Annotated in this window: 20 protein-coding genes and 1 pseudogene; 12 read left to right on the forward strand and 9 right to left on the reverse strand. The window is 61.5% G+C overall.

The window, feature by feature from the left end; genetic code table 11:
• Window positions 1–33 precede the first annotated feature (33 nt).
• The 8 genes from AC0L37_RS10890 to AC0L37_RS10925 all read left to right on the forward strand — a co-directional run bounded on the left by AC0L37_RS10890 (window position 34) and on the right by AC0L37_RS10925 (window position 8870).
• Window positions 34–996, forward strand: a complete 963-nt coding sequence (locus AC0L37_RS10890) for a Bug family tripartite tricarboxylate transporter substrate binding protein (RefSeq protein ID WP_269369694.1) — start codon at window positions 34–36, stop codon at window positions 994–996.
• A gap of 75 nt (window positions 997–1071) precedes the next feature.
• Window positions 1072–1473 (forward strand): YciI family protein, encoded by a 402-nt coding sequence (locus AC0L37_RS10895; RefSeq protein ID WP_212658342.1) that lies wholly within the window; start codon window positions 1072–1074, stop codon window positions 1471–1473.
• Window positions 1474–1500: 27 nt separating this feature from the next.
• Window positions 1501–1830: an NIPSNAP family protein gene (locus AC0L37_RS10900; protein ID WP_212658343.1), complete on the forward strand. Its 330-nt coding sequence runs from the start codon at window positions 1501–1503 to the stop codon at window positions 1828–1830.
• A 42-nt stretch (window positions 1831–1872) separates the two neighbouring features.
• Complete coding sequence (locus AC0L37_RS10905) at window positions 1873–3084, forward strand: acyl-CoA dehydrogenase (protein WP_282221134.1); 1212 nt, start codon at window positions 1873–1875, stop codon at window positions 3082–3084.
• 28 nt (window positions 3085–3112) lie between these two features.
• Window positions 3113–4294: a CaiB/BaiF CoA transferase family protein gene (locus AC0L37_RS10910; RefSeq protein ID WP_282221133.1), complete on the forward strand. Its 1182-nt coding sequence runs from the start codon at window positions 3113–3115 to the stop codon at window positions 4292–4294.
• A 151-nt stretch (window positions 4295–4445) separates the two neighbouring features.
• On the forward strand, window positions 4446–5651 hold the full coding sequence (locus AC0L37_RS10915; protein ID WP_269369689.1) for an MFS transporter: 1206 nt from the start codon (window positions 4446–4448) through the stop codon (window positions 5649–5651).
• 130 nt (window positions 5652–5781) lie between these two features.
• Window positions 5782–7530: a sensor histidine kinase gene (locus AC0L37_RS10920; RefSeq protein WP_269369688.1), complete on the forward strand. Its 1749-nt coding sequence runs from the start codon at window positions 5782–5784 to the stop codon at window positions 7528–7530.
• Window positions 7527–8870 (forward strand): sigma-54-dependent transcriptional regulator, encoded by a 1344-nt coding sequence (locus AC0L37_RS10925; RefSeq protein WP_269369687.1) that lies wholly within the window; start codon window positions 7527–7529, stop codon window positions 8868–8870. The genes AC0L37_RS10920 and AC0L37_RS10925 overlap by 4 nt, the downstream gene beginning before the upstream one ends.
• 7 nt (window positions 8871–8877) lie before the next feature.
• Here AC0L37_RS10925 and AC0L37_RS10930 read toward each other — a convergent pair whose 3' ends face one another.
• The 7 genes from AC0L37_RS10930 to AC0L37_RS10960 form a co-directional block, all read right to left on the reverse strand.
• Window positions 8878–9297, reverse strand: a complete 420-nt coding sequence (locus AC0L37_RS10930) for a nitroreductase/quinone reductase family protein (RefSeq protein WP_282221132.1) — start codon at window positions 9295–9297, stop codon at window positions 8878–8880.
• 94 nt (window positions 9298–9391) lie between these two features.
• On the reverse strand, window positions 9392–10819 hold the full coding sequence (locus tag AC0L37_RS10935) for a glycosyltransferase family 2 protein (RefSeq protein ID WP_282221131.1): 1428 nt from the start codon (window positions 10817–10819) through the stop codon (window positions 9392–9394).
• Entirely contained in the window at window positions 10816–11853 is a 1038-nt protein-coding gene (locus AC0L37_RS10940; protein WP_282221130.1) for a HEAT repeat domain-containing protein, read from the reverse strand. Before AC0L37_RS10940 ends, AC0L37_RS10935 begins: the two co-directional genes overlap by 4 nt.
• Before the next feature lie 2 nt (window positions 11854–11855).
• Window positions 11856–12974 carry a YaiO family outer membrane beta-barrel protein gene (locus AC0L37_RS10945; RefSeq protein WP_282221129.1) on the reverse strand — a complete coding sequence of 373 codons (1119 nt, stop codon included), beginning with the start codon at window positions 12972–12974 and terminating at the stop codon, window positions 11856–11858.
• Window positions 12975–12987: 13 nt separating this feature from the next.
• On the reverse strand, window positions 12988–13353 hold the full coding sequence (locus AC0L37_RS10950) for a response regulator transcription factor (RefSeq protein WP_473312859.1): 366 nt from the start codon (window positions 13351–13353) through the stop codon (window positions 12988–12990).
• Window positions 13354–13575: 222 nt separating this feature from the next.
• On the reverse strand, window positions 13576–14205 hold the full coding sequence (locus AC0L37_RS10955) for a hypothetical protein (RefSeq protein ID WP_282221127.1): 630 nt from the start codon (window positions 14203–14205) through the stop codon (window positions 13576–13578).
• A gap of 160 nt (window positions 14206–14365) precedes the next feature.
• On the reverse strand, window positions 14366–16378 hold the full coding sequence (locus AC0L37_RS10960) for a PAS domain S-box protein (protein WP_282221126.1): 2013 nt from the start codon (window positions 16376–16378) through the stop codon (window positions 14366–14368).
• A gap of 355 nt (window positions 16379–16733) precedes the next feature.
• Here AC0L37_RS10960 and AC0L37_RS10965 point away from each other — a divergent pair, with 355 nt between their 5' ends.
• The 3 genes and pseudogenes from AC0L37_RS10965 (at window position 16734) to AC0L37_RS10975 (ending at window position 19990) form a co-directional block, all read left to right on the forward strand.
• On the forward strand, window positions 16734–17735 hold the full coding sequence (locus tag AC0L37_RS10965; RefSeq protein WP_282221125.1) for a DctP family TRAP transporter solute-binding subunit: 1002 nt from the start codon (window positions 16734–16736) through the stop codon (window positions 17733–17735).
• Window positions 17736–17806: 71 nt separating this feature from the next.
• Complete coding sequence (locus AC0L37_RS10970; RefSeq protein WP_427857067.1) at window positions 17807–18481, forward strand: TRAP transporter small permease; 675 nt, start codon at window positions 17807–17809, stop codon at window positions 18479–18481.
• A 4-nt stretch (window positions 18482–18485) separates the two neighbouring features.
• A pseudogene (locus AC0L37_RS10975) lies at window positions 18486–19990 on the forward strand (TRAP transporter large permease).
• A 79-nt stretch (window positions 19991–20069) separates the two neighbouring features.
• On the opposite strand, the gene AC0L37_RS10980 reads toward AC0L37_RS10975, so the two are convergent.
• Window positions 20070–20387, reverse strand: coding sequence for a hypothetical protein (locus AC0L37_RS10980; protein ID WP_212658358.1), 318 nt, complete (start codon window positions 20385–20387; stop codon window positions 20070–20072).
• 17 nt (window positions 20388–20404) lie between these two features.
• Window positions 20405–21079 (reverse strand): helix-turn-helix domain-containing protein, encoded by a 675-nt coding sequence (locus AC0L37_RS10985; protein WP_212658359.1) that lies wholly within the window; start codon window positions 21077–21079, stop codon window positions 20405–20407.
• Between the two features lie 140 nt (window positions 21080–21219).
• Here AC0L37_RS10985 and AC0L37_RS10990 point away from each other — a divergent pair, with 140 nt between their 5' ends.
• Entirely contained in the window at window positions 21220–21942 is a 723-nt protein-coding gene (locus tag AC0L37_RS10990) for a response regulator (protein ID WP_282221124.1), read from the forward strand.

The following is a 21942-nucleotide window of genomic DNA, read 5'->3' on the forward strand; positions in this document are numbered from 1 at the left end:
ACCAAGACCGTCCACAATTGGGAGAGGACTAACATGTTCAAAAAACTGGTAATGGCTGCGCCAATCTTGGCGATGATGGCAGGTACTGCCTTCGCACAGGATGATTATCCATCACGCTCAATCCGGTTCATCATCGGCTTCGGCGCGGGCGGCAATGCCGACACCGTGGCCCGTATCATCGGCGAAGACATGTCCAAGACGCTGGGTCAGCCTGTCGTGGTTGAATCCAAGCCAGGTGCAGGCGGCAATGTCGCCTCGGACTTTGTGTCCAAGGCCGAGCCCGACGGCTACACCATCCAGCTGATGGTTGGCGGTCACGCCGTGTCCGCGGCGCTCTACAATGAGCAGCCATTTGATCCGATCGAAGACTTCACCTTCGTGTCGACCATTGGCCAGTTCCCGTTCTTTGTGGCGGCGCGCGCTGGTGCATTTGACTCGATCGAAGACCTGATCGCCCAGGCCAAGGCCGCACCCGGTACGCTCAAGATTGGTCACTCCGGTGTGGGCTCGACCCAGCATCTGACCGGCGAGCTGATGGATATGGAAACCGGCGCCGACTTCATCCACATCCCCTATAAGGGCGGTGCGGCTGCTGCGACTGCCCTGCTGGGCGGCGAAGTTGATGTCGTGATCGATACCGGCACCGTGGTTGCACCACAGGCTGAAGGCGGCGAGTTCGACCTGCTGGCCGTGTCGTCCAAGGATCCATGGCCAACAATGTCGGATGTGCCATCGCTGTCCAACACTGTCGCACCGGGCCTGGACATCGTGTCGTGGACTGGCGTGGGCATGCCTGCCGGCGTTGACCCCGCGATTGTCGAAAAGGTTCGCAGCGCCGTGCATGCAGCTCTAGCCAATCCCGAAGTTGCTGACCGCATCGTGGCTCTGGGCGCATTCCCCAAGCCAAACTCGGGCGAAGAAATGGGCGGCATGATCGAACACCAGATCGCTGTGTGGACTGCCGTTGTTGATGCTGCAGGCATCGAGAAGAACTAAGAGAAAACAGGGGATCGGCCGTTTCGGCCGGTCCCTTTCACACGCCCGGGGTTACCCCAATTGGAGCCTGAACCCATGATCGAGAAGACCCCGGATGAACTGACCGCCGCCATGCTCCGCCAAGAGCTGTTTGTGGTCACCACCACCCCGGCCCGCTCGCCGCAGATCCAAGCCATGCTGCCCGAACACCTGGACTATCAGGTGCAACTGGAGCGCGAAGGCAAGCTGTTCGGCGCCGGCCCCCTGTTTCAGCAGAATTCGGACGTGCCCTATGCCGGCATGATCATCCTGCGCGCCGCCACTATCGACGAGGCGCGCGCCATCGCCAATGCCGACCCATTCCACAAGGCGGGACTGCGCAGCTACACGATCAACAAATGGCTGCTCAATGAGGGTAGCATGACGGTTACGGTTCGCTATTCGGACCGCAGCGCCGTGATCGCGCGGACCGCCCACGACACCAGCGGCCAGCCTTGAGCGGCGCGACCATACCAGGAGTTTGTCATGATCTATGAAATGCGCGTCTATCACTGTGTTCCCGGCCATTTGCCGACACTGCTCAAGCGGTTTGAAGACACCACACTGGGTGTGTGGGAACGCATGGGCATTCGCCCCGCCGGGTTTTTCACAACCGTTGTGGGAGAGTCCAATCAGGATTTGACCTACTTTCTGGCATGGGAATCGCTCGAAGAGCGCGAGCGCGTCTGGGGGGCTTTCACCAAGGACCCTGAATGGGTCGCCGCCCGTGCTGCCCATATCGAAAAATACGGCGAAGTCGTCGCCAAGGTGTCCAACCAGTTCATGGCACCGACGGCCTTTTCGACCGTCAAATAGCCCCCCTAGCCGAACCTGAATTTCCAAGAGCGAGCCGGTCTCATGAACGCATCCACCAAATCTTCTGCACCCGCCGCGGCTGGCTTTGACTGGGCCGATCCCTTTCTGCTCGAAGATCAGTTGAGCACTGCTGAGCGCGCTGTGCGCGACCATGCGCGGGACTTTGCGACCAATGATCTGTTGCCAGTGGCTGATCAGGCCTATCTCGACGAAGTCACCGATCGCGATCTGCTGCACCGCATGGGCCAGGCTGGTCTGTTCGGCCTGAGCCTGCCCAAGGAATATGGCGGCGCGGGCGAGAACTACGTCTCCTACGGGCTGGCAGCGCGCGAGTTCGAACGCGTCGATTCCGGCTATCGCACCATTATGAGCGTGCAGTCTTCGCTGGTGATGTACCCCATCCATGCCTATGGCTCCGAAGAGCAGCGGCAGAAATACCTGCCCAAGCTGGCAGCGGGCGAGTGGATGGGCAGCTTTGGCCTGACCGAGCCTGAAGCCGGCTCGGACCCGGGTGGTATGACTACCCATGCGATCAAGACGGCCGACGGCTATCGCCTGAACGGTATCAAGCGCTGGATTGGTAACGCGCCGATTGCCGATGTGTTCGTGATCTGGGCCAAGTCGGAAGCCCATGACGGCAAGGTGCGTGGCTTTATTCTGGACCGCGGCCTGAAAGGACTGTCGACGCCCAAGATCGAAGGCAAGCTGAGCATGCGCACCTCGATCACCGGCGAGGTGATCATGGAGAATGTCGAGGTCTCCGAGGATGCCTTGCTGCCCAATACATCAGGACTGGGCGGCCCGTTTGGCTGTCTGAACCGGGCGCGCTATGGCATTGCCTGGGGCGTGATGGGTGCCGCCGAGGATTGCTGGATGCGCGCTCGCCAGTACGGACTGGATCGCAAGCAGTTCAACAAGCCGCTGGCGGGCACGCAGTTGTTCCAGAAAAAGCTTGCCGACATGCAGACCGAGATCGCCCTTGGCCTGCAGGCGGCGCTGCGCGTCGGTCGGCTGTTCGACGTAGACAAGATGGCGCCCGAAATGCTCTCGATCATCAAGCGCAACAATTGCGGCAAGGCGCTCGAAATCGCCCGCATCGCCCGCGACATGCATGGCGGCAACGGCATCCTGGCGGGCAACCATGTGATGCGCCACGCGCAAAATCTGGAAAGCGTGAACACCTATGAGGGCACCCATGATGTCCACGCTCTGATCCTGGGTCGCGCCCAGACGGGCCTGCAGGCCTTTTTCTAGGCGCCTATCAATATCTGACGTCGTGGAGATGCCCGTGAGCGCCCCTGATCAACTTCCCCCTCTGGCCGGCCTGCGTGTCGTGGAACTGGCGCGCATTCTGGCCGGCCCCTGGCTGGGCCAGACACTGGCTGATCTGGGTGCCGAGGTGATCAAGATCGAAAGCCCGGAGGGCGACGACACCCGGAGTTGGGGCCCGCCGTTCATGGACCGTGATGACGGCAAGGGCGGCACCGAACGCGTGGCGGCCTATTTTCAGGCGGCCAATCGCGGCAAGACTTCGGTGGTGTGCGACCTGACCAAGGCTGGCGATCTCGCGCGGCTCAAGGCGCTGATCGCTGAAGCCGATGTGGTGATCGAGAACTTCAAGGTTGGCGGCCTGGCCAAGTATGGCCTCGATTACGAGAGCGTGTCGCAGAGCAATCCGCGGCTGGTCTATGCCTCGATCACCGGCTTTGGTCAGAATGGCCCCCGCGCCGCCCAGCCCGGCTATGATTTTTTGATCCAGGGCATGTCGGGCATCATGGATCTGACCGGCGAGCCGGACGGCGAACCGCAAAAGGTCGGGGTGGCCTGGGTCGATATCTTCACCGGGCTTTATGGCGTGATCGGTGTGCAGGCAGCGCTGGCCGAGCGTGCACGCTCGGGCAAGGGGCAGCATATCGATCTGGCGCTGCTCGATACCGCCGTTGCGGTGCTGGCCAATCAGGCCATGAACTACATGATCGGGGGCGAGGTGCCGCATCGGCTGGGCAATGCGCATCCCAATATCGTGCCCTATCAAGTGTTCCCCGCTTCGGACGGCCACCTGATCATCGCCTGCGGCAATGACCGGCAGTTTGTCGGCCTGTGCGGCGCGCTTGGCGTGGCCGAACTGAGCCAGAACGCCGAGTATGCCACCAATCCGGCGCGCGTCGCCAACCGCGTCGCGCTGACGGCCCTGCTCGATGCCCGCACCAGACAACGCAGCCGCGCCGACCTGATCGCCGCGCTGGGTCTTGCCGGTGTGCCGTGCGGGCCAATCAATACCGTGGCAGATGCGCTGGACGACCCGCAATTGCAGGCGCGCGAGCTGGCAATTGCGCCACAGGGCGTACCCGGCCTGCGCAGCCCGCTGCAATTCTCGCGCAGCCCGCTGGCACTGGAGCATTCTGCCCCAACGCTGGGCGCCAGCGACATGCCGGTGTGGTCAAAGCGTGATGATCCGGCCTGAGCCATCGCGGCGAATGTGATCACGTGCGGGTTTGACGCGCGCGAGAGCTTCGATCAAAGATGGCCGCCTTTGAGGCAGATCAGTTGGATTCCCGTCATGCCCGGGTCTCTTGCACCGCATCTTGCTGGACGGTTCAGGGATCGGGATTGCGTTGGCCAGAGTAAAGATCGAGCGCGGCTCCCCTGACTATTGGCGCGCCTCTGCTGCGCTGTTTCTGGCCGCTTTTTCCGTCTTTGCCGCCGTCTATTCGGTGCAGCCGCTGCTACCGGTCTTTGCCGTGGAATTTGGCCTCGATGCCGCGACAAGTTCGGTCTCGCTGTCGGCGACGACGGCCACGCTGGCGCTCTCACTGGTGCTGATCGGCTGGCTGGGCAATCGGTTCAACCGCAAGCGATTGATGTTGGCTACCATGCTGGCCACGGCTGTGCTGGTGCTGGCAGTGCCCGCCAGCGTGGACTGGACCAGCCTGGTCACGGCACGCGCGCTGCTGGGTATTGCGGTTTGCGGGGTGCCAGCCATCGCCATGGTCTATCTGGCCGAAGAAATGTCCAATTCGGCGCTCGGGCTGGGCATGGGGCTGTTTGTCGGTGGTTCGGCCCTGGGTGGCATGAGTGGGCGGCTGATGGTGGGATATCTCTCGGAGATGATCGGCTGGCGTGCCGCGCTGACGGCGCTGGGCGTGCTGATCCTGATCAATGCGCTGGTCTTCCTGCTGCTATTGCCCGCGCCCAAAACCCCGCGCGCGACAACACTGAGCGTGCGCCAATTGGGCGCCAATTTCGCCACTGTGTTCTCCGACAAGGCACTGCCCCTGTTGTTTTTGTGCTCGTTCCTGATGATGGGTGGCTTTGTCGCCATCTATAACTATGTCGGCTTCCGCCTGCTCGCCCCGCCCTACAATCTTGATCATGGCCAGATCGCACTGGTGTTCGTTGTCTATCTGGTGGGCACGTTGGGCTCGGCCTGGATGGGCTCGCTGGCCGGACGACTGGGGCGGCGCAAAGTGTTCTGGCCGCTGATTGTGGTGATGCTGACGGGATTGGCGATCACCCTGATGAGTTCGCTGTGGGCCATTGTGGCCGGCATGGCGATCATGACCTTCTCGTTTTTTGGCGCACATTCGATCGCCAGCGCCTGGGTGGCGCGCCGGTCCCAGGATGCGCGGGCGCAGGGCAGCGCCATCTATCTTCTGGCCTATTATGCCGGCTCAAGCGTCATCGGCACGCTGGGCGGCTATGGCTGGAGCCATTGGGGCTGGCCAGGCGTGGTGGGCTTTTCGGCCATCACCTTCACCATCGCCCTGCTGTTGGCCTGGCGGCTCTACATCCTGCCGCCGCTCAACCTGCCCGTGGATTGAAGCAGCAAAAAATTGCATGACGGGTGCCCGCCCGCGATGCGATAACGGACCACACCTGCAAACTGTCCGGAACCGCAATGCTGCCTGAAACCCGATCCAAGCGCCCGGACGCGCCCCGCGTGTTGTGGCCATGATCAACGGCGCAGCCGTCTCACGACGCTATATCCGGCTGAGCACGCTCAATGCGCTGATCGGGCTGAGCCTGTGTGGCGCGGCGGCCTATTTCGGTGGTCGCACGGCGTCTGATCTGCAGGCGAGCCAACTGGGCGCAGCGGCGCAGCAAATTCTCAATGTGCAGGCCGAGGCGCTGAACGGTGCGCTCGACAAGTACCGCATGCTGCCAGTGATGCTGGGACACCGTCCGGACACAGCGGCGCTGTTCGAACCGGGGGCGGACACGGCAGCGACGCGGCGCATTGCCGTGCAGGCAGCGGGTATTTCAGGCGCACTGGACGTGGTGTTTGTGCGCCCCACAGGCGCGGTTCTGGCGCGGGCCTCGGCCTCGGTGGCGGATGCTATTGCCCCTGATTCAGATCTGATGCGTGCCGCCCTGCAGGGGCGGCTGGGCCGCGACGAACGGGTGCTGGCAGATGGCCGGCGCACTTATGTGTTCAGTTCGGCAATGTGGCAGGGCACCACCGTGATCGGCGCAGTGGCAGTCTATGTCGACCTTGAAACCATCGAGGACAACTGGTCGCTGATCAACAATCCCATTCTGGCGTCTGACGCCTCAGGCATGGTGATCATTTCCAACCGCCCCGCCTGGCGGATGGCACCGCGGCCCGATTTCCGCAATACGGTGGAGGGTGGTGGCGCCAACCCAATGCTCGAAGAACCGACCCGTTATCTGGCCCGTTCGCGCTATCTGGCGCCGCTGAACTGGACGCTGACCGTCTTGCTGCAGGCCGCACCGATGCGGCTGGCGGCGGCCCTGTGGGGCGGGCTGGCAGCGGCGCTGACGCTGGGTCTGACGCTGGCCGTGCAGATGCTGATCAACCGCAACTTTGCCATTGTGCGCCGCACCAGGGCACAGCGTGCCAATGCCCTGCGGCTGGAACGGATCGTGCGCGACAGAACCCGCGAACTGCTCGATACCAATACCTCGCTGGCCTATGAGGTTGGGGAACGCAAGGCGGCGGTCGAGATGTTGCGCAAGACCCAGGCCGAACTGGTACAGACCGGCAAGATGGCCGCGCTGGGCCAGATGTCGACGGCGCTGTCACACGAGATCAATCAGCCGCTTTCGGCGGTCAAAACCTATGCGCAGAATGCGCTGACCTATCTGCAACGGGGCCGGCAATCCGAGGCGATGGAGAATATTGGCCGCATTTCGGAGCTGACCGACCGGATGGCGGCAATCTCCAAGCATTTGCGCAACTTTGCGCGCAAGCCCAACCCGACATTCGGCTCGACCACCATTGCCAAGGTCATCGAAGACGCGCTGCTCGTGGTGTCGGCCCGCTTGCGTGAGCAGAGCGTGACGGTGACCACCGATCTGCACGATGCGGGCTTGCTGGTGCGGGGCGGACCGGTGCGGCTGCAGCAGGTGATGGTCAATCTGATCCTGAACGCGCTCGACGCCATGAAGGGCCAAGCCGACCCGACAATTGCGATCAGCGTTGCGCAGGTCGAGAACACTGTGCAGGTCTCGGTCCGCGACAATGGACCGGGCATTAAAACGCAAGACCTCGACCAGATCTTTGATCCGTTCTTTACCACCAAGGAGGTCGGTCAGGGCCTGGGTCTGGGCTTGTCGATCTCCTACAACATCATCAAGGATTTCGGCGGCACCTTGTCGGCTCACAATAGTGAGGGTGGTGGCGCCTGCTTTGTGGTCAGTCTGGATCAGGGCGAGGGTGAACAGGTGGCTGCGCAATGAGTTTGCCCATCGAAGTGCTGCTGGTGGATGATGAAGAAGATCTGCGCCGGGCGACCAGCCAGACATTGGATCTGGTCGGGTTTCCGGTACGCACGACCGCCTCGGCGGAAGAAGCGCTCGCCTCGGTCTCGCGCGGCTGGCACGGCATTCTTGTGACCGATATCCGCATGCCCGGCATGGACGGCATGACCCTGTTGCGCAAGGCGGTCGCCATTGATCCCGACCTGCCGGTGCTGCTGCTGACCGGGCATGGCGACGTCAATCTGGCGGTCGATGCGATGCGCGATGGCGCCTATGATTTCATCGAAAAACCCTTTTCGGTCGAACGCCTGCTCGACTCCATTACCCGCGCAATGGAGAAGCGCCAGCTGACACTGGAAAACCGCGCCCTGCGCTCCAGCGTTGCCAATCGTTCCGATGATCTGGAGACCCGCCTGGTGGGACGGACGCCGGTCATGGTGGCCGTGCGTAAGCAGATCCGCGCCGTCGCGCCCACCCGAGCCGATGTGCTGATCGTGGGCGACACCGGGACCGGCAAGGAGTTGGCCGCGCGCGCCATCCACGATCTGTCGTCAGAGGAAGACCGGCCCTTTGTCGCCATCAATTGCGCAGCCATCCCCGCAGAGATGATGGAGGCCGAATTGTTCGGCTATGAGGTTGGGGCCTTTGCCGGCGCGATGCGGGCCCGGGTGGGCAAGTTCGAACATGCCCGCAATGGCACGATCTTCCTGGACGATATCGAGAACATGCCGCTCTATCTGCAGGCCAAGCTGTTGCGCGTGGTACAGGAGCGGGCCGTGACGCGGTTGGGGTCGCACGAGCCGATCGCGCTCAATGCGCGCTTCATCGCAACTTCCAGCGTTGATCTGGAGCGGGCCGCCAATGAGGAGAGCTTTCGCAAGGATCTGCTCTATCGGCTCAACATCGCCACGTTGCGCCTGCCGCCACTGGCCGACCGGGCCGAGGACATCCCTGCACTGTTTGCCCATCTGGTTCAGATCGTCGCCACGCAGTTGCGTGTGGCAGCGCCAAGCCTGTCCACCAGCTATCTGTCCAGCCTGAGCCTTCGCCCCTGGCCGGGCAATGTTCGCGAATTGCGCAATGCCGCCGAACGCTATGTTCTGGGCATTGATGGCGTTGAAGAGGCTCGTGCCGCCACCAGTGCAACGACGCTGCGCGAGCGGGTCCAGGCCTTTGAACGCCAGGCCATCGCCGACGAACTCCGAGCCCAGAATGGCAGCCTGAAGGCCGTCTACGAGGTTCTCGGCCTATCGCGGAAATCGCTATACGAAAAAATGGTCAAGCTGGGGCTGGACCGCAAGGACTTCCGGGAGGACTGAGGCCCGATCAGCGCCGGGTCAGTTCAACCACCGGAATCGTGCGTGTGGTCTTTTGCGCATAGTCGGCGAACTGGGGGAACAGGCTCGCCTGTCTGGCATAGGTCGCATCGCGCTCTGCTCCCTCAAGGATGCGCGCCCGAACCGGGAGCCGCTCAATTGTGGTGCCATCACCAACGGAAATATCGAATTCCGGCTGAGCGACGATATTGTGAAACCAGGATGGGTCCTTGGGACCGCCGGCATAAGACGCGAAGACGAACCAGCGGTTGTCGTCCTGTGGCAGGAACATCAGGGGCTGGGTGCGCTCGACCCCTGATTTGGCCCCAATGGCATGCAGCAGCAGCACAGGGGCATCTTTGAAATAGCCACCCGGCTTGCCGCCATTGGCATTGAAGTCTGCAATCACCTGATCGTTGAAGTCGCTCATGGTCCCTGCCCTTGCCTATGTATGTCGTCCAGACCCCAAAGGTGGGGTACCGGGTCCGACGGCACAAGGGGGCAGCGCCATTCTTGCTGAGCCATCAGTCCTTTGGCGTGAAGCCGGTACGGGTCATTTCGCCCCAGTCATTTTCTGAGCGGATGTATTGCCAATAGCCCTTGATGCGCCAGAAATTATTGAGCTGGCGATAGCCAAAATTCTCCAAAACTGCTGCGGCTGTCAGCACCGCCAGGTCGCGCGCCCTCGGAAAACGTCGAATTTCGACTTCTTCCAGTACCAGCGACGCCACACTGACGAACACGCCGAACACAAAGACAAGGGCGGTGTAGGCCAGCAGGAAATCGGTATCGAGCACGCCGAGCAGCCACAGCAGTGGCACCAGAAAATAGCCGATGACCTCAGCGATGGGACCGAGCACATCGACGATCAGCATTTGGCCAAAGCCCAGTATGCCGACGCGACCATAGCGCGGGTTCAGCGCCATGTGGCGATAGCGGAAGAATGCCTCAAGCGCCCCGCGCTGCCAACGCGCACGCTGGCGGCTCAGAACTGCCAGGCTTTCGGGCGCCTCGGTCCAGCACACAGGTTCGGGGATAAAGACGATGCGATAGCGGCGCTTGTTGTCGATCATGTAGCGATGCAGCTTGATGACGATATCGAGGTCTTCACCAGCCGACCCCTTGGTATAGCCACCCACGGCAACCGCCTCGCGACGGCGGAACATGCCAAAGGCACCCGACACCAGCATCAGGGTATTGATGTGGCTCCAGGCCAGCCGCGCCATGAGAAAGGCGCGCAGATACTCAACCACCTGAAACAGCGGCAGGATCTTGTTGGGTAGCCTGATCTGGGTCACCCGCCCGTTGTCGACCACTGAGTTGTTGACGATACGGATCGTGCCGCCCACGGCCACGGTCCGGATGGGATCTTCGATGTAGGGCTGGGCGGCGCGGATCAGCGCGTCAGCTTCGAGTACGGAGTCCCCGTCGATGATGCAGAACAGCGGCGCGCGCGAGACGTTGATGCCGGCATTTTGCGCGTCGGCCTTGCCGCCATTGAACTTGTCGACAACGATCAGCCGGTCAGACGACGGCGCGCTGTAGATCCCGCGAATTTCTTCGTGCTCAAGCTTCGCTTCATAAGCGCGTTCAACCGGCTCGAGCCCGAAGGCATCGATCAGGCATTGCAGCGTGTCGTCCTTGGAGCCGTCATTGACGACGAGCACTTCGTAGTTCGGGTATTCCAGCGCCATCAGCGAGCGGACGCTTTCGACCACATTGGCCTGCTCGTTAAACGCCGGCACGATCAGCGCAATAGGCGGTGCGACCTCACTATAGCGGTGCCAGAGTACTGCGGAACGGGCCACGGGCGGACGGCTGGCCAGGGCAATGGCAGCGGCAATCAGCTGGAACACATAGATGGCAGACTGCGCCAGCGCGACGAACACGATCACCCAGGCGGCGCCGCGCCCGATGGTGATGGCCAATGCGATGAAATCGACTTCGTTCATGCGCGGTTCTCCTCAGCCAGCAGCACCGCGGCACTTCTCTGTGTTCTTGAAGACGGACCCTGCGACAGCGCAACAAGAGTTTGCTGCCCCTCATCACCAAGAGCGCTGAGCGACTTGGCCGCGGTATAGCGGACGATCCACTCGTCATCATTGAGCAGTCGCGCCAAACCACCATTGGCAGCGCTCAGCCCAAGCCGTCCAGCAGCAGAAGCGGCTTCAAGGCGCACTTCCCAGGAGGGATTGTCCAACGCGGCCAGCAGGGTATCGGCGGAGCGTGGATGCCCGATCAGACCCAGGGCGCGAATGACGGCGGCCTGTACTTCGGTGTGGGGGTCGGCGAGCAAAGCTTCAATTTCAGCAATATAGCCGAACTGACCGGTGTGCCCCAGCGCATCGACGGCCGCAGCACGGACAAAATCAGGGAGATCACGATTGGTCGCCAGCGCAATCATCTCGTCACTGCGATCAGTGGGGACCGAGCGAAACAGTTCGATCAGGCGGCGCGAACGCTGGCCACGGACGCCAATCCTGGCAATGGCTTCGGCGAGCGGCGGCAGGGCATCAAGGCGTGCCAGGGCGATGCTGGCGGCAATACGGACCTCGCGTTTGCGGTCGTTCAGGGCGGCCAGCAACGCCTTGCGGGTATCCTGATAGGGAAAGGATGTCAGCCGCTCGATGGCACTGAGCTTCTGGGCCTCCTGCCCGTTGAGCAATTGGCGCCGGATTTCGTCAGGATAACCGGCGGCGGCCAGTACGCGCACAATCTGCTCGCGATCATCGCCACGCAGCACTTCGACAAACTGGAAGCAGACTTCAATCACCAGCGGCGCGGGAAACTGCGACAGCGCCTCGCTCAGCGCGTCTTCGTCGTGCGCGGCGGTAAATTCCATCAGGCTCTGACGCAGCTGCTTCTGCATGACAGCATCATTGGCCTTGGCCGCATCGATAAACCAGCGGCGCACCATCAGCGCGATCATCACCCCTATCGAGATGAGTGCCAGAATTGCCGTACCGATCCAGATCGACTGCAACATGGCTAGAACCTCACGCTGGCGCCAAGCCCGATGCTGGTGCGCTGGCAGGCTGCCCGGAACTCGTTGGCGGCATTGGCCCGCAGGGTCACAGCATCGCTCAGTGCCAGGGTGACACCGCCAAATACCGACTGCACGTCGAGCAACGTGTTGCCCGAAATTTCGGGCGCATTGGCGTAGCCGAGAAACAGCGTGCCGGCGTCGGTAACGGCCATATCGGCGCGCAGGACAAAGCCGTCGCTTTGAACACCACTATCTTCAAGCGTATGAACCCATTGCGGAGTCAGCGTCAGGCGGCCGTCAAACAGGCCGATGGCAGCACGCACCGCCAATGTGGTGGAGCGGTTCGCATCATAGATGGCGTGACGGATATCGGCGCCGATGGTCACCCCCACCGCCGCGCCTGTCAGCACACGCCAATCGCCGCCAGCATCAACTGACAGATGGGGCAGGAAGTTGGCATTGGCGGCTAGTGCGAGACCACCATAGAGCCCGATGCCGGGCTGGACCTGCGTAGCAATGCGCAAGGTTGCCTGCTGATCGCTGACGCCATTGCGGCTGGCGTTGCGCAATTGCAGCGCCAGGCTGGTCTGCTCGCTGGCGCGATAGGACAGCCCGACCAGAGCATCGATCCAGTTGCCCCGGCCAGCGCTGAGTTCGCTGTATTCGGTGCTGACATCGACCCGCCACGGACGATCATCGGCCACCGCCTGGTCGATGATCACCAGCAGGTCCGCCGCGTCCAGATAGTCAGGCTGGCGCTCCACCACGCGCTGGGCCAGCGTCCGGGCGCCAGCCCGATCGCCCTGGCGAAAACGGGCCTGGGCCAGGCCGAAGCGGGCGTCTTCATAGCCATCGGCCAGCATCAGTACACGTTCGAACACGGGTTCTGCCAAAGCGGGCTGGCCCGCACCGAGATAGGCAAAGCCCAGTTGTACCAGCGCGTCGGTGTTGTCTGGTTGCTGCGCCACAGCCCGCTCCAGCAGGCTGATCGCTGTATCAAAGCGTTGCTCGAGACGCGCCTGCGTCCCCTGCTCGTAGAGCGTGGCGGCGCTTTGCGCGGCCGCCGGGGCCGATGCGCAGAGCAGAACAATCGGGGCAGCCAGCAGAGCGACGCGGATCATGGGTTGGGTCTCGTCAGGTCAGGTATTTCTGGATCTGAGCCAATAGCTCATCGGGAATGAACGGCTTGACCAGATAGTCCGCAGCGCCCGCTTCGAGCGCCGAGACAATATCCTTCTCGCCCTTGCGCGCGGTCAGCATGATCACCGGAATATGGGAGAGGCTTGGTTCGTCCTTGAGCTGCACCAGCAGCGCAAAGCCATCAATACCGGGCATCATGGCGTCGAGCACGACCAGATCGGGCTTTTCAGCACGGATCTTGGCCAGCGCCTCTTCCCCGTCATGGGCGGTCAAAACCGTGTAGCCCTTGCCTTGCAGGCGAAACTCAATCAGCTCGATCAAAAGCTGGTCGTCGTCGCATATCAGAATTGACTGGCTCATGAAGGCGCTCCTGGTCGTGTCGGTCCAGACGATTGGCTACGCGGCTTCGGTGGCACATCAAGGGCAAACATTTGGCATCAAGGCATTTTCCAATGGGTTTGCCCGATCTCTCACAGATAGCACGCCACATGGTAAATGGCGCGTAAACGCAAACGTGCTTGTGAACGGCAAGAGCGGCACGCGTCGGTCACTTTCGAGCACGAGGGGCAGTCCAGAAAAGAATCAGGTTTGGTCCATGATGATTTGCTGGATTGCCTTGCGCTGACGGCGCGAGCGGATCTGGCGGGTGTGAGCGGTATCGGGCGAGATTGTAACGCCCTGATCATCGCGCACGATGGAGAATGTCCGCCTGGCACCGATCAGCAGATCATCAGAGGAATGATCGGCGATGATCATGATCTCGATCTCGATTGGCTCGTCGCGCGCCAGCAGGTCCTTGGGGGCTGGTCCCTTGCGGGTGCGCGTCACCCTTTCGATCAGGCTCTGGAACGAGCCGATCGAGGTATAGTCGCCGGGATGCAGCGGGCCCTGATGGGTGCGTTGACGCGGATCGTTGGGCCGCTCACGCTCATCGATGACCTCGAAATCGGTGACGCATTGTTCCCAATTTTCTCTGCCGGCACGCACCGTGGTCAGCACGCTTTCGAGATAGATGGAATCCGAGCTCATATTGCTGACAAAGCAGGCGGCATCCAGCCCTGAGCCTGCGGCGCGGTTGATGACGATCTTGGGCTGTGTCTGCCGACGGAAGCCGGCCAGAAATACCTGCAGATAAACCAGCCAGATGACCACCATTGTCATGTTGGTGGCCAGGCTCAGCATGTCGCTGTGCTGCGTTATCCAGTCGAGCATGGTGGCTGCGGTCCTTTGGCGGGAATGTCCAAAAGGCAAGATCTGCGCTGCTTTCAGCGTGGCTTACCCCGGCTTGCGCGCGCGCATCAGTGCACGTAGCTAAAGCCAGCGGGCAAGGATCGGTTCCATGCAGCGCTCAGTCGGTGCGAAACGCCGCGCCCTACTCGGCAGCCAGAGGCAGTTCGATCCAGAAGGTCGCGCCCTTGTCGGGTTCACTGTCGAAGCCGATGGCGCCCCCCATCTGGGTGATGATCTCGCGGCTGATATGCAGGCCAAGCCCACTGCCGTATTTGGTCCGCGTGGCCGATGAATCGGCCTGTGAGAACTTGCTGAAGATCAGCGGTGCGAAGTCCTTGGAGACACCCTGCCCCTGATCGGTGACCTCAACCCGGCATGTCTGATCGTCGACACTGAGGGTTACCTCAACCTGCCCGCCCACGGGCGAGAATTTTGCGGCATTGGAAAGCAGATTGCTCATAACCTGCTGCAGCCGGGCCGGATCCACCCTGACCTGAGCATCGACGTCACCGGCATTGGTGCCGATCTGCACGCCGAAACGGTCCGCATAGGGCTGGTTGGTTTCGATCGCGCTGAGGATCATGGGCGCCACAAACTCGCGCCGCATATCGAACTGCATCTTGCCCGAGGCGATCTTGTCGATGTCGAGCATGTCATTGACCAGCAGGATAAGGCGCTCACTGTTCTTGTTGGCGATGTCGATCAGGTTGCGCACCTTGAGCGGCAGTTCAGCGGCCATTGTACCGGCCAGCAGACCCAGGGCGCCGCGGATGGCGGTCACCGGGGTACGCAGTTCGTGGCTGACGGTCGAGATCAGCTCATTTTTGACCCGCTCCACCTCGCGGCGCTCGGTGATGTCCTGAATCTGCGCCACCAGATATTTCACGCTGCCATCGGGATTGCGCACGGCCGATGCACTCAACTGCGCCCAGACCGTATCGCCATTCTTGCGCAGATAGCGCTTTTCAATAGTGTAGGTTTCGATCTCGCCGTCCAATAGCTGACGCACCAATTGATCGCTGGTGGCCAGATCGTCAGGATGAGTGACCGTGCGGAAGTTCTGTTCGAGCAACTCGGCCTGACTGTAACCGAGCAGGTCGGCCAGCGCCTTGTTGACGCCCAGCCAGCGTCCGCTCGGTTCGAGCAAGGTCATGCCGATCGAGGCATGTTCCATGGCGATACGGAATTTTTCCTCGCTGGCGCGGAGCTCCATCTCCATCCGCTTTTGCGCGGTTGTCTCAACTGTAACGCCGGCAATGCCGATAATCCGGTTGTCGCCGTCGCGCAGCGGCACCTTGGATGTGCGATAGGAGCGGCTGATCTGGTCCGGCCCGACCGTGGTCTCCTCAAGATCGGTAATCGACCGACCGGTCCGGATGATGTCCTGTTCCTGTTCGAACAAAACCTGTGCGCGGGCAGGCTCGACCAGATCGAAATCGGTCTTGCCCACAAGCTGCGCGGGATTGTCGAAGCCGTTGTGCTGCACCACCGCCTGGTTTGCGGCGACAAAGGCGCTTTTGATATCCTTGACGAACTGAAAGTCCGGCGCCTGCAACAGGGCAGCCTGCAGGATGCGGCGCTCCCACAGCCCGGATCGGGCCTGCCAGACCGTAAGCCCCATCAGCGTGGTCGCCAGAAAACTCACCATGGCAACGGGCAAGGCGAGCGCGTGCATCGGCTCGTTCACCGCATTGGCAGGCAGGAAGGTCAGTGTCGCCCACACAAGAAAGGCTACCAGAACACCGAGCAGAAGCACCAAGTGTGGCTGCGGTGTGGCCGAGTCATTCCACTTGCGAAGGCCCAGGGCCCCCGCGGCTGTCACCACCATGTTGATCACCGCAATGATGGCCCACTCGCCCCCCTGACTGAGCCGATAGGCACCGGCGATCAATACCGAGATCGTGGCCACGACCGGCCCACCAAAGAAAGCGCCAACGGCAATCAGCCCGGCGCGCAGATCGAAAAACACGTCTGGTCCTGTCTGGATGGACATGACCATGCTCACCACAGCACCGCCGCCGATCAACAGGCCCGATATAGCGCGGCGCACCATCGCCGAGCGGCTATCGAGCCATATCTGCAGCTGCGACCAGGTGGAGGTCACGAGCGCGACAACAGCAAGATTGGCAATCAATGCCTGCCAGGTCGTATCCATCGCAAATTGTCCAATCAAACGGCTCGGTAAGGTCCAATCTAGCCAAATTAAGTTTCCGACCTGTGGACGACCTGCATGGAGGACAAAAACCTTGCTCGCTGCCGTCACTGCAGGACGCCTGCAGGACGATCGCAGCAGGCATTACGCCAGCAGACGCCGCCATATGCCTCGGTTTGTACCCAAATCCCCCCATGCCAGAGGCTTGATGTTACCAAATCCACCCATTCGGCGCTGCAGGTGACACATTTCCGTCGAATTTCATGGTGTCGGCGGTTGTTCTTTGTGTCAGCAGCAGCGCAGTGCTGGGGGATAGGTGCCAGCAAGGCACCACGACATTCGATTGGGAGTGAGACAAATGAAGACAATTTTGGCAACCGCCTTGACCCTTGGCGCGATGGCGCTGGGTACGCAGACTGCAATGGCAGCATGCGATGATGGCGAAATGGTCATCAAGTTCGCCCACGTGGTGGCAGCAACCGGTCACCCCAAGGGTGATGCGGCCACAATGTTTGCAGACCGCGTCAATGAAGAGATGAACGGCGTCGCCTGCATGGAAGTGTTCCCCAATTCCACGCTGTTTGACGATGACAAGGTGATGGAAGCCCTGCTGCTCGGCGACGTGCAGCTGGCCGCCCCTTCGCTGTCCAAGTTCGAAGCCTATACCCTCAAGTACCGCCTGTTTGATCTGCCCTTCCTGTTTGGCGATCTGGATGCCGTGAGCCGCTTCTTTGCGACCGATACCGCCAAGGATCTGCTGCTGGCCACTGAAGATGTCGGCTATACCGGTCTGGGTTACTGGTCCTCGGGTCTCAAGCAGTTTTCGGCCAACAAGCCGCTGCTGATGCCTGAAGACGGCAACGGCCTGAAATTCCGCATCCAGACCTCCGATGTTGCTGAAGCCATGATCAACGCCATGGGCGGTTCGGCTCAGAAGCTGGCCTTCTCGGAAGTTTACGGTGCGCTGCAGACCAAGGTCGTCGACGGTCAGGAAAACACCTGGTCCAACATCTACACCCAGAAGTTCTTCGAAGTGCAGGATGGTATCACCGAGACCAACCATCAGTTGCTGGCCTATCTGCTGGTTACCTCGACCGAATGGCTGGATCTGCTGGACGCCGAAGTGCGTGACCAGTTCCTGACCATTGCCGAGGAAGTCACCATCGCGGCCAACGACTCGGTTGCTGCGCAGGAAGCCGCGAACCGCCAGAACATTCTGGATGCCGGTGGCACCATTCGCGAACTGACCGAAGAGCAGCGCGCTGCCTGGATTGCTGCAATGAAGCCCGTCTGGGCTGAGTTTGAAGGCGATATCGGCGCCGACAACATTGCCGCCGCCGAGGCTGCCAACGCCATGTAAGACGACTGGTCCGGAGCTCCCTGGAGCCCCGGACCACCTCGCCTTGGCGCACAGACATTATTGGGGGCAGCATGACGCAGATGGTCGTGATTATTGCAGTGCTGATCGGGGCGCTGTTTTTGATTGAGCGGCGGTGGCCCAGTGCCGTTACCCGCTTTGAAGAAGGGACACTGGCCATTCTGATGGCTGCGCTGACCCTGGTTACCTTCACCCAGGTTGTGATGCGTTATGGCTTCACCACAGGCTGGGGCGGTGCGCTGGAATTCACCCGCATCCTGTTCGCCTGGCTGATCCTGTTCGGCATGAGCTACGCCATCAAGATCAATTCGCATCTGGGCGTGGACATCGTGCTCAACCTGCTGCCCGCGCGCGCGTCGCGCATTATGGCAGTGGTCGCGGCCCTTGCCTGCGTGCTCTACGCCTTCACCCTGCTGTATGCCAACTGGCTGCAGTTCTTCGGCATTGATGCCCGGGGCGGCGCCATCGATTACTGGGCCAAGATGTTCAAGGTGGGCATTGGTCTGGATGACCTGCGCTATCCCGAATGGGCGCAGGAGAGCTTTGGCCTGCAAGAGCGCGTGCAGCGCTGGATTGCCTATCTGATCCTGCCCACGGGCCTGGCCCTGTTTGCCTATCGCAGCCTGCAGGCGGCCTACAACATCGCCACCGGCAAGCGCCAATACATCATCGCCAGCCACGAGGCAGAAGACCTTGTGGCCGAGAACAAAGACGCGGTGAAGGACTAACACCATGGAATCCATCATTCTTTTTATCATGGTGATCACGCTCCTGTTCATGGGCGTGCCCATCGCCGTGGCTCTGGGCCTGTCGAGCGTTCTGACCATTGCCCTGTTTTCGAGCGACAGCATGTCCTCGGTGGCGCTGCAGCTGTTTTCGGCGTCGCAGAACTATACCCTGCTGGCCATTCCGTTCTTCGTGCTGGCCTCGACCTTCATGTCGACCGGCGGCGTGGCGCGGCGCATCATTCGCCTTGCCGTGGCCAGTGTAGGCCATTTCCGAGGCGGTCTGGCGATGCGGCAGGTTGGCTATTCCAAGGAGTTTTCGGCCGGCATCATCGCCAATGCCGGCACGCTGGGCATTCTCATTCCCCCTCGATCGTGATGGTGGTCTATGCCACCGCGACCAATGTGTCGGTGGGGCGCATGTTCCTGGCGGGTATCCTGCCCGGTCTGGTGGCCGGACTGATGCTGATGATCGCCATTTATGTCGTCGCCCGTCGGCGCAATCTGCCCAGCGAGCCGTGGCGCGGCTTTGGTGAAGTGGTGTCTGCCGGCAAGGATGCTGGTTGGGGCCTGTTCCTGATCTTCATCATCATTGGCGGCATCTATGGCGGCGCCTTTACGCCCACCGAAGCGGCGTCGGTTGCTGCGGTGTACTCGGTGTTCGTGGCGCTGTTCGTCTATCGCGATATGGGGCCGCTCAAGGGTCTGGCCTGGATCCCGGAAGGGTCCGCTGCCAAGACGGTGGTGGGCTTCAAGGCCAGCGTTTATGCGCTGGCGATCTTTGCGGTGTGGATGATCTCGTCGTTCTTCTTTCTGGGCGGCATGGATACCACCACCCGCATGCAGATCGGCATCGCGCTGGCCGTCTTCGTGCTGGGGGCCTACCCCTATGCACGTCAGCAGCCCAACCCGCTGACCTTCCTGTCCGGTCTGCCGGTCTGGGGCTACAATCTGGGGCTGATCGCGCGCCGTTTCGTGCCTGCCCTTTTCCATGGCGACACCAACAAGGCCATGGTCGACAGCGCCAAGACGACCGTGATGTTGATGTTCATCATCGTCAATGCGCTGCTGTTCGCGCACACCCTGACGGCCGAGCGCATTCCGCAGACCATCACCGAATGGATGCTGGGCGCTGGCTTCAACTGGTTCACCTTCCTGATTGCCGTCAACATCCTGCTGTTGATCGGCGGGCAGTTCATGGAACCATCAGGTCTGTTGCTGATCGTGGCGCCGGTTGTGTTTCCCATCGCGATGGAACTGGGGATCGATCCGATCCATCTGGGCATCATCATGGTGGTGAACATGGAGATCGGCATGGTGACGCCACCGATCGGGCTGAACCTGTTCGTGACCTCGGGCATTACCGGGATGAGTCTGGCGCAAGTGGTCAAGGCTGCCCTGCCCTTCGTGGTGGTGCTGCTGATCTTCCTGATCATCGTCACCTATGTGCCGGCGCTCTCGACCATGGTGCCCTATGCCCTGATGGGGCCGGAAATCATCCTCAACCGCTAGTGTGCTAGCGGCGCAAAACAACAGAGCCCGCGGTCAGTGACCGCGGGCTTTTTGGTTTGCTGGCGGCGCTGCCCAAGGCTCAGGACTGAAGGTCGTGCAGTTGCACGCTCTGGGCCGCGCTTTCGAGCAGGGTCTTGGCGACCAGAGCCTCTTCCTTGGCCCCCTTGAGATCGACGCGGAGCATCACCGCGCTGGGAAAGCGCAAGCGCAGATCACCCAGCGTGGCCGCACTGAGGGCGGGTCGGTCGTGACCGGGACCCATTTCTGCAACCGCCTGGGCAATGGGACAGGATACACAGCGGCTGATCCCCTGGCTGGCCAGCCGCGTCGCGACAGCATCCAGATCAGCGGTGGTGGCGAAGATACCGATGGCAGCGCGACGACGGGCCTCGGACATGGTCATACTCTGCCAGATCAATGATCGGTGCCGTCGCATTCAGCAAGCTGGCGCAGACGTTCCAGGCTACGCACCTGAAAGCTGCCCCGATCGGGAAGATCGATGATGCGCAGGGTGCGCAGGCGGGTCATGTTGCGGCTGACGGTCTCGATGGTCAGGCCAAGATAGTCAGCAATGTCGGCGCGACACATGGGCAGGGCCAGACGCTGCGCAACTGGATCGGGCGCCTTGCGGGCCATGGTCAGCAGGAAGCTGGCGATACGCTCGATGGCGGTCTTGCGGCATAGCAGCAGGGACAGATCCTGCAGGGTCTCAACTTCGCCGCGGGCAACTTCAAGCAGCTTTTCGGCCAGTTCGGGGCGCTCGCGCATGGCGCGCAGCAGGGATTGCTTGTGGATGACGCGCACCCGGGTCGTGGTCAGTGCATCGCAATCGAAGCGATAGGTGTCACCCTGGCAGAAGCCGACAATGTCACCGGGAAAGGCGAACGCCACGATCTGGCGGCGCCCATCGGGGAAAATCTTGTAGGCGCGCACTGCGCCACTGAGAACTTCATAAAATGCGGTGGTTTCATCGCCTTCCCGGAAAAGGGCGTCATAAGGCGCCAGCAACCGCACGCCGCCTGTGCTGCCGCCTTCGGCTGGCCAAGGGGTCGGAGTCTGAGCTGGTGACGCAATAGTGGAAAGCTGCATGATGAATCCTCGATTCCCGCAAATCACTGTGGACGTGGGCTATAAGAGGGGCGGCGTGTAAGCTGCGTACGCGGCCTTTGTAATCAATTGTAACGGGGAGCATGGGCAGCCGCCCGGCCGACCAGGAGTGCATTTCCGGCATGAGCGACAATCAGAGCCACATACTGGTGGTGGATGACGACGATCAGGTGCGCCTGATGTTGCGGCGTTGCTTTGAAGATGAGGGCTACCGGGTCAGCGAAGCCACCGATCAGAGCGGCGTCGATGCCGCGCTCGACACCGGGATCGATCTGATGACGCTTGATCTCAATCTGGGCGGCACCGATGGGCTGACCATTGCCCGCCAGGTGCGACAGAACTGGGATCTGCCCATCATCATGATCACCGGCAAGGGCGACATGATCGACCGCATTGTGGGGCTGGAGATCGGCGCCGATGACTATATCGCCAAGCCCTTTCATTTGCGCGAAGTGCTGGCACGCGTCCGCTCCGTGCTGCGCCGCAGCGGTCCGCGGGAGACAGCAAGTGCTGCAACGGCCGCGCCGACCGCCTGCATCCGGTTTGATGGCTATGCGCTGGATATGGATCGCCGCTCGCTACAAGGGAGCGCTGGAGCCATTCGCCTGACCAGTGGCGAATTCGATCTGCTGGCGCTGTTCGCCCGCCACCCGCATCGCGTGCTCAGTCGCGACCAGATCATGGACATGCTCAAGGGCCATGACTGGGCGCCCAATGATCGCAGCATCGACAACCAGATCGCCCGACTGCGCAAGCTGATCGAGGTCAATGCCCGCGAACCGCTGCTGATCAAGACCGTGCGCGGCGCTGGCTATTGCTTCACCCCGCACTCAATCGAGGCCTGA

The sequence above is a fragment of the Devosia sp. J2-20 genome, assembly GCF_055808475.1.